13 protein-coding genes are annotated in these 13328 nt (G+C 35.1%); 8 read left to right on the plus strand and 5 right to left on the minus strand.

Annotation, left to right across the window (positions count from 1 at the left end; all coding sequences use genetic code 11):
- Positions 1 to 15: 15 nt before the first annotated feature.
- A complete protein-coding gene (locus GOQ17_RS01570) occupies positions 16 to 483 on the plus strand; it encodes a copper resistance protein NlpE (RefSeq protein WP_159633823.1) in 468 nt (155 codons plus the stop codon).
- Positions 484 to 546: 63 nt separating this feature from the next.
- On the opposite strand, the gene GOQ17_RS01575 is transcribed toward GOQ17_RS01570, so the two are convergent.
- A complete protein-coding gene (locus GOQ17_RS01575) occupies positions 547 to 765 on the minus strand; it encodes a hypothetical protein (protein ID WP_159633826.1) in 219 nt (72 codons plus the stop codon).
- Positions 766 to 862: 97 nt separating this feature from the next.
- Here GOQ17_RS01575 and GOQ17_RS01580 point away from each other — a divergent pair, with 97 nt between their 5' ends.
- The 4 genes from GOQ17_RS01580 to GOQ17_RS01600 are packed head-to-tail and all read left to right on the plus strand — an operon-like array spanning position 863 to position 3117.
- Positions 863 to 1315 (plus strand): SRPBCC domain-containing protein, encoded by a 453-nt coding sequence (locus GOQ17_RS01580; RefSeq protein ID WP_159633829.1) that lies wholly within the window; start codon positions 863 to 865, stop codon positions 1313 to 1315.
- 1 nt (position 1316) lies between these two features.
- The gene (locus GOQ17_RS16175) at positions 1317 to 2252 is read left to right on the plus strand and encodes a DUF1801 domain-containing protein (RefSeq protein ID WP_201288483.1); all 936 of its coding nucleotides are present in this window, start codon (positions 1317 to 1319) and stop codon (positions 2250 to 2252) included.
- 1 nt (position 2253) lies between these two features.
- Entirely contained in the window at positions 2254 to 2673 is a 420-nt protein-coding gene (locus GOQ17_RS01595; RefSeq protein WP_159633832.1) for an SRPBCC domain-containing protein, read from the plus strand.
- Positions 2674 to 2691: 18 nt separating this feature from the next.
- The gene (locus GOQ17_RS01600; RefSeq protein ID WP_159633835.1) at positions 2692 to 3117 is read left to right on the plus strand and encodes a DUF1801 domain-containing protein; all 426 of its coding nucleotides are present in this window, start codon (positions 2692 to 2694) and stop codon (positions 3115 to 3117) included.
- Between the two features lie 58 nt (positions 3118 to 3175).
- On the opposite strand, the gene GOQ17_RS01605 is transcribed toward GOQ17_RS01600, so the two are convergent.
- Entirely contained in the window at positions 3176 to 3844 is a 669-nt protein-coding gene (locus GOQ17_RS01605) for a tetratricopeptide repeat protein (RefSeq protein WP_159633838.1), read from the minus strand.
- Positions 3845 to 4143: 299 nt separating this feature from the next.
- On the opposite strand from GOQ17_RS01605, the gene lon reads away from it, so the two are divergent.
- Both lon and putP read left to right on the plus strand, forming a co-directional pair.
- Positions 4144 to 6612, plus strand: a complete 2469-nt coding sequence (gene lon, locus GOQ17_RS01610) for an endopeptidase La (RefSeq protein WP_159633841.1) — start codon at positions 4144 to 4146, stop codon at positions 6610 to 6612.
- Between the two features lie 93 nt (positions 6613 to 6705).
- Positions 6706 to 8205 (plus strand): sodium/proline symporter PutP, encoded by a 1500-nt coding sequence (gene putP, locus GOQ17_RS01615; protein ID WP_159633844.1) that lies wholly within the window; start codon positions 6706 to 6708, stop codon positions 8203 to 8205.
- Between the two features lie 109 nt (positions 8206 to 8314).
- On the opposite strand, the gene GOQ17_RS01620 is transcribed toward putP, so the two are convergent.
- Positions 8315 to 8704, minus strand: coding sequence for a T9SS type A sorting domain-containing protein (locus GOQ17_RS01620; protein WP_159633847.1), 390 nt, complete (start codon positions 8702 to 8704; stop codon positions 8315 to 8317).
- Between the two features lie 237 nt (positions 8705 to 8941).
- On the opposite strand from GOQ17_RS01620, the gene GOQ17_RS01625 reads away from it, so the two are divergent.
- Positions 8942 to 10885, plus strand: coding sequence for a KUP/HAK/KT family potassium transporter (locus GOQ17_RS01625; RefSeq protein WP_159633850.1), 1944 nt, complete (start codon positions 8942 to 8944; stop codon positions 10883 to 10885).
- 49 nt (positions 10886 to 10934) lie between these two features.
- Here GOQ17_RS01625 and GOQ17_RS01630 read toward each other — a convergent pair whose 3' ends face one another.
- Complete coding sequence (locus tag GOQ17_RS01630; RefSeq protein WP_159633853.1) at positions 10935 to 12620, minus strand: amino acid permease; 1686 nt, start codon at positions 12618 to 12620, stop codon at positions 10935 to 10937.
- Between the two features lie 29 nt (positions 12621 to 12649).
- Positions 12650 to 13324 (minus strand): hypothetical protein, encoded by a 675-nt coding sequence (locus GOQ17_RS01635; RefSeq protein ID WP_159633856.1) that lies wholly within the window; start codon positions 13322 to 13324, stop codon positions 12650 to 12652.
- Between the last annotated feature and the right edge of the window lie 4 nt (positions 13325 to 13328).

Consider the following 13328-nt stretch of genomic DNA (forward strand, 5'->3'; position numbering starts at 1 on the left):
AAATCAAATATAGACATGAAAAATTTTATTCCCTTACTATTTGCTGGCTTAGCCATATTGACTATAAGTTGTCAAAATTCTCAAACAACTACCTCAAATAGCACTTCACAAGGAACGGACACTATTGCAGTGAATGATAGTACATTATTCCATGATGAGCACAGTTCACAAAATTCTTTGGATTGGGCGGGCACATATCAAGACACTATTCCTTGCGCAGATTGTCCGGGTATTTTGACGACCATCAAATTATACGATGATGGGACTTATTCTTATCGTGCTGAATATGTTGAAAGAAATACAACATTACAAGATACGGGTAGATTTATGTGGCATAACAATGGAAGTGTAGTCCATTTAAAGGGTAAGGATATTGATACAAAATATAAAGTCGGCGAAAATGTTCTATTACAATTAGATACCGAAGGTAAACCTATTGATGGCGAAATAGCAGAAAATTATTTCCTACATAAAGTGTTTTAATAAATTTAGGTTGCTCTCTGGAGCAACCTAATATTTTAATTTTTTGTTATATCTGCCAATTCACTATTTCCTACCTCCACGTAATATAGCAACTAAAAGCAGAATAAATACTGCCGCTCCTACAATCCAAACCCATGGCTTTGCAAATAAATTATCATCGCCTTTATTAATATCGACATCAATATCAAGTCCTTTATCTTGTGCAAAAGAGTGAATTGAAGTAAAAGCAAACATTATAAACATGAATGTACGCTCCCAAGAAACTGTTAAAATCTTTTTCATAGTTAAATAATAGTATGTAAATTATATATAGTATCAGTAAAACACAGAATATGCATTAATTGTTCTATATAAGCAGATAATTTTAAAAAGTACCACCATGAACGAAAAACTTACAGCCAAAGCATCCATACAGATATTAAAACCTATAGAGGTCGTATACGAAGCTATTGTCAATCCTGAGAAAATGAGCAATTACTTTATTGAGCGTGGTACTGCACGACTTGATAGTATAAGCACATTAGACTGGAAATTCCCTGAATTTGATGACATCTTTACTGTCGAAGGAAAATTTGTACAACCTTATGACTATATTTCTTTTGATTGGAGTGGTGGCGCAGAAGACATGTTGGTGGAGATATTTTTGGAAAAAACTTCGCCTATGGCAACCGTCGTAAGAATTAAAGAAAGTAAATTTAATACTGATGAAGAGGGCATTAAACAGGCTATGGGGCAGACAGAAGGATGGGCAAATTTCTTGGCATGCCTAAAAGCTTATTTAGAATATGGAATTAACCTTCGTGAGGGTGCTTTTGATTTTATGAAATCTTAAAATGAATACTAATTTTCAAAACATAGACGAATATATTGCTTTGCAAGATCCCGAACATCAAAAAAAATTGCAGGATCTTAGAAAAATAATTTTGGAGTTCGCACCTGCAGAAACCAAAGAAACCATTTCTTATGGTATGCCGACATTTCGTTATAATGGTAATCTAATTCATTTTGCCCAATTCAAAAATCATCTTGGTCTTTACCCTGGCCCAAATGCTATTGAAGCTTGCCAAAACTATATATCGGGCTTGAAAACATCTAAAGGAACAATACAAATACCAAACAACACACCAATAAATAATGAGCTTGTGAAGAATTTGGTACAATTCAATGTTACACTATTGAAAAACAAAATAAAACCAGATTGGACAAAGTACAGGGAACAATGGTCAGATATTTATGAAAAAATGAGCCAATTGATTTTAAAAACTAATCTTAAAAAAGAAATAAAATGGGGCATGGATATCTATACCCATGAAGGTAAAAATGTAATTGGCTGGGGAGGTTTCAAAAATTTCTTTTCGATATGGTTCTACAACGGCGTATTTCTTAGCGATCCATACAACGTTCTTGTAGCAGCCACTGAAGGTAAAACCAAATCGTTGCGTCAATGGCGACTTAAAAGTTGTGATGAGTTTGATGAAAGAAAAATCCTAGAATATATACAGGAGACAATACAAACTATTAAAGATGGAAAATTTATCCCATCAGAAAAATCGACCACACTACAGTCTGAGGGGATATTAAAAGATGTACTTTTAATAAACAAGGAATTGCAAACCGCTTTCAACAAACTAACACTGGGTAAACAAAAAGATTATATAAACTATATCAACGAGGCAAAGCAAGAAAAGACAAAGCTTTCTCGATTGGATAAAATTACACCCATGATCTTAGCAGGTATAGGATTAAATGATAAATATAAACGTAAATAGCATGGCAAAACAAGTTATTCATATAGAAACAGAAATAAACGCACCTATAAAGAAAGTCTGGGAAGATTACAATTCGCCCGAATCAATAAAGAAATGGAATCAGGCTAGCCCAGATTGGCACTGCCCTTCTTCTATGAATGACTTACGTGTAGGTGGAAGATTTAAAAATAGAATGGAAGCAAAAGATGGAAGTTTCGGTTTTGATTTTGCAGGCGAATATCTCGAGGTACTACCTTTCCAAAACATCATCTACAGAATGGATGATGAGCGAAAAGTATGGATGGAATTTTGTGAAAAAAATGATAAAACTACTATTCGTATAGACTTCGAAGCAGAAGAAATGAACCCGATAAATATGCAAGAAGCTGGATGGCAAGCGATATTAAATAGTTTTAAAAATTACACAGAAAGCACGATTTAAATGTTTTTTTTAAACTTCATGAGCAAAAACATAACAGTCTTTACAGATAATGTTATTGAAAATTTCTTATCTAAAATAGAGAATCATCAAAAAATTAAAGACAGTAAAGCACTCATTAAATTAATGGCAGAAGCTACTGGTGAACAAGCAAAGATGTTTGGTTCTTCGATAATTGGCTTTGGCAAATATCAGTACAGATATGAATCAGGTCATGAAGGGGAAGCTCCTCTTATTAGTTTTTCGCCGCGCAAAGCTGCAATATCCCTATACGTGTATTCTTCAACACCAATCCAAGATAAACTCCTCTCTAATTTAGGTAAATATAAGATGGGAAAATCATGTATTTACATCAACAAATTGAGCGATATCGATTTGAATATATTACAGAAAATAATGGAATCCACCATTGCTTTTTTATCCGAAAAATACAGAAGGATTAATTAATAAAAAAGGCGAAGTGCATTTGCCATTCGCCTGATTAAATTAATTGTTGTTTGTGGTGTTATTTCAAAAGATCTCTGTATACTTTAGCTTTTTTAAGCTCTGTCTGAATGTCTTTTCTATTCGCGTCATACGTCAATACTTTTTCGTAATCTGCGACTGCTTTAGTGTAAGCATCAGTTGCGATTTGCTTATTGTAGCCCGCTGAACCAGCTGTTCCTTTCAAAATGCCTAAATCTCTATAGGCTACTGCACGATTTTGATATAATTTCGCATCATTAACATTGATTGCAATAGCTTTTGAATAGTCAGAAACTACTGACTGTAATAATTGCTCTTTTTGTGCTACAGTCAATTTTGAATCTTTTTCTACTGCAAGTGTATTGTTTGCTTTAGCTTTGTAGTACAATGCATTCGCGTTTTTTGCATCCAATGCCACTACTTTGCCAAATGTTTCTGCCGCCTTTTTAAAATCAGCAGATTGAAATTGAGAATATCCTAGTAAATACAATACATTCGGGTCATTCGCTTCAGTCGGTAAAGCCTTTTCCAAATGCGTCACAGCCGATTTAAAATCACCATCCAACAATGCTTTTTGACCCATGCGTACATTTGGGTTTTTATGCTCCTCTTGTTGAGCTGAAGCAGTCAAAGCCAACATAGCCAAAGCTAAAGTCGACAAGCCTAATTTCACTGATTTAAGTCCGCTACTCAAATTATTAAAGTTCATATCGTGTATTTTAATTGTTTCTATCCTTATTAGAGTAAAAATGCTGTATTAAGTTTAAGCCGTCAACAAATACTTATAAACATTTCCACATTCTGTGGGTTCTAATATTTAACAAGTTATTCTTTTACTGCCAAACCAGTAAATCTTTGCTGACGAAATAGCAGTATTCTATACTATATAACATAAATGATACCAAATTTTGCATTTGGCATTCCACTTGCAATATAACATATCACATCATAAAGTTTAAATATATACACACAAGTCTGACATGTTGTCGGATATGGAACGAAATAAATATGAGTAAATTTAACACTTTCGACTTCAATCAAGCTATTCCTATAATAAGTGAGGACACTGAATTTTTTCCCTTGTTGAGTCAGCAAGATGAAGATGAAATGCGAAACGAAGATATACCAGATATTTTAGCTATTCTCCCTTTACGAAACACCGTTTTATTCCCTGGAGTTGTAATTCCGATCACGGTTGGACGAGACAAGTCCATCAAATTGGTCAAAGAAGCGTACAAAGGCGAAAAAACTATTGGTGTTGTATCACAGAAAGATATGAGCGTCGAAGACCCTGATTTCGACCAATTGAACAAAATAGGTACAGTAGCGAGCATTATCAAGGTATTACAAATGCCAGATGGCAACACAACTGTTATTATCCAAGGAAAGCAACGTTTTAAACTGAATGAACTCGTTCAATCAGAGCCTTATATCAAAGCCAAAGTCGAACGTTTTGCGGAAGAAAAGCCAAAAACAAGCAGCAAAGAATTTAAAGCACTCATTTCTTCTATCAAAGAGTTGGCTCTTCAGATTATTCAACTTTCACCTAATCTTCCATCGGAGGCAGGTATAGCTATCAAAAATATTGAAAGCCCTACCTTCTTGGTGAATTTCATTTCTTCAAATCTTGCTCTGGAACTTCCTGCGAAACAAGAGTTACTGGAAATGAAAGATTTTGTCAAAAGGGCAAAACTTTTGTTAGAGCATTTGACTACAGAAGTTCAAATGCTAGAGCTGAAAAATCAGATTCAGAATAAAGTTCGTATTGATTTAGACAAGCAACAACGTGATTATTACTTAAATCAACAGCTTAAAACTATTCAAGAAGAATTAGGTGGCAATACCCCTGATTTGGAAATTGAAAACTTAAGTGCACGAGGTAAGTCGAAAAAATGGCCTGAGGATGTTAGTAAACATTTCTACAAGGAATTGGAAAAATTAGCGCGCATCAATCCTGCAGCTGCTGATTATTCTGTGCAACTAAATTACCTTGAATTGCTTTTGGATTTACCATGGGGTGAATTTACCAAAGATAAATTTGACTTGAATCGTGCTGTAAAAGTCTTGGATAAAGACCATTACGGCTTAGAGAAAGTAAAACAACGTATCATCGAATATTTAGCTGTATTGAAGCTAAAGAACGATATGAAAGCGCCTATCTTGTGTCTTGTAGGCCCTCCAGGAGTGGGAAAAACCTCCTTAGGAAAGTCTATTGCCAAAGCTTTAGGTCGTAAATATACACGTATGGCTTTGGGTGGTGTACGTGATGAGGCGGAAATCAGAGGTCACCGTAAAACATACATCGGTGCTATGCCCGGTCGCATTATCCAATCGTTGAAAAAAGCTGGTACTTCAAACCCAGTATTTGTATTGGATGAGATTGATAAACTTGGTGCAGATTTCAAAGGAGACCCTTCATCGGCATTACTAGAAGTTTTAGACCCGGAGCAAAATACCAATTTCTACGACCATTATGTAGAAATGGAATATGATTTATCAAAAGTCATGTTTATTGCTACCGCAAACTCATTGAGTTCTATTCAACCAGCATTGTTGGACAGAATGGAAATTATCGAAGTTAATGGCTATACGATTGAAGAAAAAATAGAGATTGCTAAGAAACACTTATTGCCTAAGCAACGTGAAATGCATGGTCTTGGTGCCAAAGATGTTTCGTTAAATGGAAAAATTATCGAAAAGGTAATCGAAGAGTACACACGTGAATCTGGTGTACGTGGCTTAGAGAAAAAAATCGGCTCTATAGTACGAGGTGTCGCTACAAAAATCGTTATGGAAAAACCATATTCACCAAATATCAATGCTGATATGATGGAAGAAGTTTTAGGTGCACCGATTTTTGATAAAGACATCTACGAAAATAACGATGTAGCTGGTGTCGTAACAGGATTGGCATGGACCGCTGTAGGTGGTGATATTTTATTTATCGAATCAAGTTTGAGTCCTGGCAAAGGAAAGTTGAGTTTGACAGGTAACTTAGGTGAAGTAATGAAAGAGTCTGCTGCTATTGCTATGGCATACTTGCGCTCCCATGCTGATGAATTTGGGATTAACTATAAAGTATTCGATACTTGGGATGTGAACATTCACGTACCTGCGGGTGCTACTCCAAAAGATGGTCCTTCAGCTGGTATCACTATGTTAACTGCTTTGACTTCGTTATTTACGCAACGTAAAGTGAAGGAAAAATTAGCGATGACTGGGGAAATTACCTTACGTGGAAAAGTTCTCCCTGTCGGTGGTATTAAAGAAAAAATATTAGCAGCAAAGCGAGCTAATATCAAAGAAATTATTCTTTGTAAGTCAAACCAGAAAGATATTATGGAAATAAAAGAAGATTATGTCAAAGACATGAAATTCCATTATGTGACCGAAATGTCAGAGGTTATTAACATTGCTTTGACTAAAAACAAAGTCAAAAGTCCGAAAGACATCGAGAGATTCTTGGAAACAAAATAATAAGTTAAAACTTAGTTTAATATGCGCTATTTCAAAAGAATAGCGCTTTTTTGTTGCTTTTGATTATCTTCGAGTATAGAAAACCAGAAGTTTATGAATACATACGAATACATTTCCATCGGATTATATATGCTATTGATGATTCTTATAGGAGTCTATTCGTATGCAATGACTAAAAATAGTTCTGATGATTTTTTAATTGGTGGCAGAAAAATGGGACCTGTAGTCACTGCATTATCAGCAGGAGCTGCCGACATGAGTGGTTGGTTATTGATGGGTGTGCCAGGAGCAGTCTATTTGTCTGGTATTTCGGCTACTTGGATAGCTATCGGTTTGACTATAGGAGCCTATTTGAATTATGTACTTATTGCACCTAGACTTCGAGTGTACACCGAAATCTCAAATAATTCCATTACACTCCCCGTATTTTTTGAGAATAGATTTAAAGACAAATCACAATTATTAAAAATTACCGCAAGTATTCTTATTCTCGTCTTTTTCACACTTTATACTTCGGCAGGAATGGTATCAGGTGGAAGATTATTTGAATCCGCTTTCGGGATGGATTATAACACTGGACTTCTTGTAACTAGTTTTGTAGTCGTTCTATACACTTTTTTAGGAGGATTTTTAGCGGTTAGTCTGACAGATTTTGTACAGGGTACAATAATGCTTATTGCCTTGCTTTTAGTACCTGCGGTGATGCTAATTGATTTGGATGGTATCGGAAATACATTTTCAATTATTGATTCCAAGAATTCTTTTTATTTAGATATTCTAAAAGGTAGCTCTTTTGTCAGTATCATATCATTGTTGGCTTGGGGATTAGGCTATTTTGGTCAACCACATATTTTAGTACGTTTTATGGCTATTAGTGATGTAAAAGAATTGACTAAAGCGAGACGTGTTGGAATTGGATGGATGATATTGACCGTAGGAGGAGCGATTCTTGTTGGTTTATTTGGAATTGCTTACATCGCTTCTCAATTGCCTGATAAATTAGCTTTTTTTGATGGTTCGAAAGAAAATGCAGAGACTGTATTTATATTCTTCTCGCGCTATTTATTTCACCCCTTGATTGGAGGATTTTTACTTTCTGCGATATTAGCGGCTGTAATGAGTACGATTTCATCACAATTATTGGTGACTTCTAGTTCAATGACCGAAGATATTTATAAAGCCTTTATCAAGAAAGATGCAAGCTCAAAACATTTATTATTTATCAGTAGACTAGCGGTATTACTAGTTGCTATTGTTGCATTCCTATTATCCTTAACCCAAAAGGACAGCATTCTAAACTTAGTTGGTAACGCTTGGGCAGGATTCGCCGCTGCATTTGGTCCTTTAATAATTCTTTCCCTATTTTGGAAAAACACGACAATGCAAGGTGCATTGACAGGAATGATTTTAGGAGCAATAACTGTATTAGGCTGGGTTTACATTCCTCATGATTATAAAGAATTGTATGAAATAATTCCAGGATTCGCGATTAGTTTTGTGGCTACGATTACTGTGTCATTATTGACAAAAAAACAAAATACCGTAATTGAAAAAGAGTTTAAAGAAATGAAAGAGATACTTTCGAAGAAATAAAAATTCTATTTTGATATGGGAAATATCATTTTGAGGATATACGGAGTAAGAATCTTATAAATTTAGGTTTCTCCTATAGTCTAAATGACGAAATAGGCAAACGAAAAAACTACTTTATGGAAATACGTTTTACGATAGTCTCGGAACCTGAAGCAACACGCACGAAATAAAAACCAGGTGTTACTTTTTCGTTCGTATCAAATAGATGATTTTGATTGCCTTCATCCAAATTTCCATTGAACAACGGTAGAACCTCATTACCAAGCGCATCCATTAATTTAATTGTTACAGAAGATTGTTTTGCTAAATGAAATGAAACTACGATTTGTCCAACAACAGGGTTGTAGGAAGTCTTAACATTCGTAATTAATTTATCCGCAGATTCCTTTTCTCTTTCTATTGTAACAGAGATATTATCTGGTTTAGGACTAGCCAAAACAGAAGAATCGAACAACCCAAAAGACAATATGGTCAGAGCAATTACTCTAACTTTCAACATATTACTAACTTTTAAATTAATCCTATTCATTTTCTCTATTAAACAATTAATGCTGGTTGGGGTTTAAAGATTGATATCTTTTATATATCTAAATCGATATTACAAAGGTAACTCGATTTTGGTTATTTGAAGCTAAAAATAAATATTTTTTTTGAACAATTAACAATTTTTAACAAGATTATTCGTTATGTCGAATAATTGCTATAAATTGGCAGCCATAATTAATCAGAAATATAGATGGGTTCTCACCATAACCAACATTTAAACCGTCTCAGTGGAGCGGGTTTATTAATTGCCTTAGGCATAATTTTCGGAGACATTGGCACCTCTCCTCTTTACGTTTTCAAAGCAATATTTAATAAAACAACGATTGACAAAGCCCTAGTAATTGGTTGTGTATCGTGCGTGCTGTGGACGCTGACATTTCAAACGACTATTAAATATGTATTGATTACACTCAATGCGGATAACAAAGGTGAAGGTGGAATATTGTCTTTGTATTCTCTCGTACGTAGAAAAGCAAAATGGCTCATCATTCCTGCTATTGTGGGTGCTTCTACTTTGCTGGCGGATGGTATGATTACGCCAGCTATCACAATTTCTTCTGCCGTAGAGGGATTGGCGATACATAATCCAGATATTCCTACCGTTCCAATTGTCATTGTTATTATATCCATCTTATTTCTTATTCAGCGTTTTGGTACATCTATCGTAGGAAAAGTATTCGGCCCACTGATGTTGATATGGTTTAGTACCATTGGTATTTTGGGATTCAATTATATTGACGAAGCTCCCGAAATCTTAAAAGCTATCAATCCCTATTACGCTATTCAAACTATCATAAACTACCCCAATGCGTTATTTATTATCGGTGCGATATTTTTATGTACAACGGGTGCAGAAGCCCTATATTCCGATATGGGACACTGCGGAAAGTCTAATATACGCGTCAGCTGGATTTTTGTAAAAATCACCTTAATCTTAAATTATTTCGGTCAAGGTGCATACTTGCTAATGCATGAAGGACAATCTATTGGTGAATCCAATCCTTTTTTTGCCATAATGCCTGATTGGTTTGTATTCTATGGTGTTGGTATTGCCACTATTGCCGCCATCATTGCAAGTCAAGCAATGATTTCGGGTTCTTATACACTCATTTCAGAAGCGGTAAGACTGAATATTTGGCCAAAAGTAACTATTCGATATCCTAGCAATCAAAAAGGACAGTTGTACGTACCCTCCATCAATTTAATCCTTTTTATAGGCTGTATGCTAATTATTTTCATATTTGAAAAATCGAGCAATATGGAAGCGGCATATGGTCTTGCTATTAACCTTACCTTTTTGTCGACAACGATTTTGATGGTATTTTTCATGTTGCGTAGACGTATTCACAAAGCATGGATTATCTTATTTGCTGTAGTATATTTTACAATTGAATTTACTTTCTTATTGGGTAATGGAGTAAAAATTACGCATGGCGGTTGGGTGACGATTTTATTAGCTTCCTCGATTTTTATAGTCATGTATTCTTGGTATCGCGCGCGTAAAATCAAAAATGAATTTGTCCGATTTGTTGAAATTGACCAATATTTCCCGATTATCGACGAGTTGAGTAAAGACCGTTCAGTTCCAACATTTGCTTCTCAATTAGTCTATCTGACGAGTGCAAATAATAGACACGAGATAGAGGCGAAAGTCATATATTCAATTTTAAACAAAAAACCTAAACGTGCAGATGTGTATTGGTTTGTGCATGTGGATGTAACTGACGCGCCTCATGGAAGAGAATATACGGTAGAGCAGTTAATTCCTGGCAGACTGATTAGAATTGACTTTAAATTAGGCTTTCGTGAAGAACAACGCATTAGCTTACTGTTCCGTAAAGTCGTGGAAGATATGGTGCAAAAGGGAGAAGTCGACATTATTAGTCAATACGATACACTTAAGAAACATAATATACCTGGCGATTTTAATTTTGTAGTATTAGAGAAAGTCTTTTCGAAAACTTCTGCTTTATCTTTGCCAAACCGTATTGTGATGGAAATTTATAAAATTCTACGTCGATTCAGTTTAAGTGAAGAAAAAGGTTTTGGTTTGGACAGTAGTTTTGTGACCTTGGAAAGAGTTCCACTCAATATTCCAACCACTGAAAATATTAGATTACAAAGAATTGATTAACAATAAAGCCACTTCGATGAAGTGGCTTTATTGTTAATAATAAGTTTTATTATTCTTGTGTTCTCAACTTAGAATTTTTGTACCCGTACATAAAATAAATTACCAAACCAATAGCCAACCAGATTATAAAAATAAACCAGTTGCTAGCTCCTAATTCACTCATTAGGTAAAGATTAACTAATATACCAATGACTGGAAGCAAAGAAAAATTATGTTTATAAGAAAGGATACTCATTGTCAGCCACGTAAGCCAAAAAACTAGTACAAGTGACTTGTGCAGAATAACATCTGAAGCACCTAAAGTTTTCCATTCTGATAAACTGTCTTGACCGTACATATACATCAAAACCAATCCTACAATAAAGCTCAATCCTACGATGTACTTACCATTGACATAAGGAACTTTGAATTTTGACTTAGCTGAAAGACCTGATTTGTCCATATACAGAACACCTGCACAAACCAAGATGAAAGCGAAAAACGTACCTACAGAAGTCAAATCGACAAAGAAATCCATTTTAAAAAACAAGGCAGGAATAGCAACTACAAAACCTGTCACTATTGTAGCAAATGAAGGGGTTTTGTATTTAGGATGAATCGTAGCGAATTTCTTCCATAATAAGCCATCACGACTCATCGTCATCCAAATACGTGGTTGCGCCAATTGGAATACCAATAATGCACTTGTAATAGCAATAACTGATGTCACCGATATAATCCCCGCCATATGGTCAAAACCCACATATTGAAATACGTAAGCCAAAGGGTCTTTCACGTTTAATTCCGTATAATTCACCATTCCTGTCAGCACCAATGTAATCAAGACATATAATACCGCACAAATTACCAAACAATAAATCATCGCACGAGGAAGGTCACGTTGAGGGTTTTTACATTCCTCTGCTGTTGTCGAAATCGAGTCAAAACCAATAAAAGCAAAGAAAACGGCTGCTACCCCACTCATCACGCCACTCAATCCATTTGGTGCAAAAGGTGTCCAATTTTCAGGCTTTACAAAAAATAGTCCTCCAAAAATTACAGCCAAAATGATTCCTATTTTAACAACAACCATAATATTACTGGCACGCTGTGATTCTTTGATACCAATATAAACTAACCAAGTCACCAACACGGTAATCAATCCAGCTGGCATATCAAAAATAATAGGCATATCACCAATTCTTGGCGCTGTGTCATATGCTTGTAAAGCAATTTTATCTATACCAGTCAATTTATCAGCCCCCACATCAAGCATTTTAGCATGAGCTTCTATGGCATAGCCTGGAGCCATTGTCATCCACTTGGGGAGATGTATTCCGAATCCTTCGAGCATTGATACAAAATATTGTGACCATGAAATGGCAACAACCATATTGGAAACTGCATATTCTAAAACTAATGCCCAACCGATAATCCAAGCGAATAATTCACCAAAAGCCACATAAGCATAGGTATAAGCAGAACCTGAAACAGGAACAGTACTTGCAAATTGTGCGTATGAAAGCGCTGTAAAAACACAGGCAAAGGCAACAAAAACAAATAACATAGAAACAGCAGGCCCACCATTGTACGATGCCAAACCTATCGTACTAAAAATTCCTGCTCCAACGATAGCCGCTATTCCTAACGAAACTAAATCGCGAACACCTAGTATTTTAGCTAGTCCACTTCCTTTCGTTTCAGCGTCTAATAGTATCTGGTCAACACTTTTCTTTTTGAAAAGTTGATTTTTCATATAATTAATATTTTGGTCAATTAAAACACTTAGTCCAACTGTTGAGTGATATATGTATAGATTTCGTAATAATCTTTCAACTCTTCTCGTTGATAATCATCCAATTGCTGAGCAAGCACCTCAAAATGATGATTTTCTGGAGTAAAACTCCATACTCGCTTACAAATATTGAATAGAGCATGCGGAAGATTTTCCACTTTTGCATACTCAAAGATATATTTTGAGGCAACAAATCTATCATAAAAGTTGTAAAATCTTTTTACATCAACGATTTCAAATGTATCTAAGTATTTAGTCAGCGTATTTTTATCAATATGTTCCAAATGCTCATACAATCGAGCTACAGACAATAAATTATTAGCTATTAACTTGTGATCAAGCAATAATTCTAAACTAATATGTGCTAAAAAAGAAGCGCGTATCGGAAGGTCGGCTATATTATGCTCGATGATTTTACGGATTACGTGTGTATGATGATAGAAAAAGTCCGAACTGTGAAACAATTTGTCAACCTCCACATGCTTTTTCCATCCTTCGGTAATTGAATTACTTTTAATACCTAAAGGAAATGAACTTTCAAATTTGTGTAATTGAAAAGAATAATTTTTGTCGGCATTCTTTAATAAATCAGGCAAAAGCCCACCTAATACTTGCTCAGAATAAGCAGCATACCGCTCGAAATAGTAATGGGACAAAAAATTCAAAATA

The organism is Sphingobacterium composti (genome assembly GCF_009829075.1).
Classification (GTDB): Bacteria; Bacteroidota; Bacteroidia; order Sphingobacteriales; family Sphingobacteriaceae; genus Sphingobacterium; species Sphingobacterium composti.

What these genes read in the sequence shown, in the direction of transcription:
- GOQ17_RS01620 (WP_159633847.1), bottom strand. Translation starts at nt 8,704, where the DNA reads ATGTTGAAAGTTAGAGTAATTGCTCTGACCATATTGTCTTTTGGGTTG.
- GOQ17_RS01600 (WP_159633835.1), top strand. Translation starts at nt 2,692, where the DNA reads ATGAGCAAAAACATAACAGTCTTTACAGATAATGTTATTGAAAATTTC.
- GOQ17_RS01605 (WP_159633838.1), bottom strand. Translation starts at nt 3,844, where the DNA reads ATGAACTTTAATAATTTGAGTAGCGGACTTAAATCAGTGAAATTAGGC.
- GOQ17_RS01570 (WP_159633823.1), top strand. Translation starts at nt 16, where the DNA reads ATGAAAAATTTTATTCCCTTACTATTTGCTGGCTTAGCCATATTGACT.
- GOQ17_RS16175 (WP_201288483.1), top strand. Translation starts at nt 1,317, where the DNA reads ATGAATACTAATTTTCAAAACATAGACGAATATATTGCTTTGCAAGAT.
- GOQ17_RS01575 (WP_159633826.1), bottom strand. Translation starts at nt 765, where the DNA reads ATGAAAAAGATTTTAACAGTTTCTTGGGAGCGTACATTCATGTTTATA.
- lon (WP_159633841.1), top strand. Translation starts at nt 4,144, where the DNA reads ATGAGTAAATTTAACACTTTCGACTTCAATCAAGCTATTCCTATAATA.
- putP (WP_159633844.1), top strand. Translation starts at nt 6,706, where the DNA reads ATGAATACATACGAATACATTTCCATCGGATTATATATGCTATTGATG.
- GOQ17_RS01595 (WP_159633832.1), top strand. Translation starts at nt 2,254, where the DNA reads ATGGCAAAACAAGTTATTCATATAGAAACAGAAATAAACGCACCTATA.
- GOQ17_RS01630 (WP_159633853.1), bottom strand. Translation starts at nt 12,620, where the DNA reads ATGAAAAATCAACTTTTCAAAAAGAAAAGTGTTGACCAGATACTATTA.
- GOQ17_RS01625 (WP_159633850.1), top strand. Translation starts at nt 8,942, where the DNA reads ATGGGTTCTCACCATAACCAACATTTAAACCGTCTCAGTGGAGCGGGT.
- GOQ17_RS01580 (WP_159633829.1), top strand. Translation starts at nt 863, where the DNA reads ATGAACGAAAAACTTACAGCCAAAGCATCCATACAGATATTAAAACCT.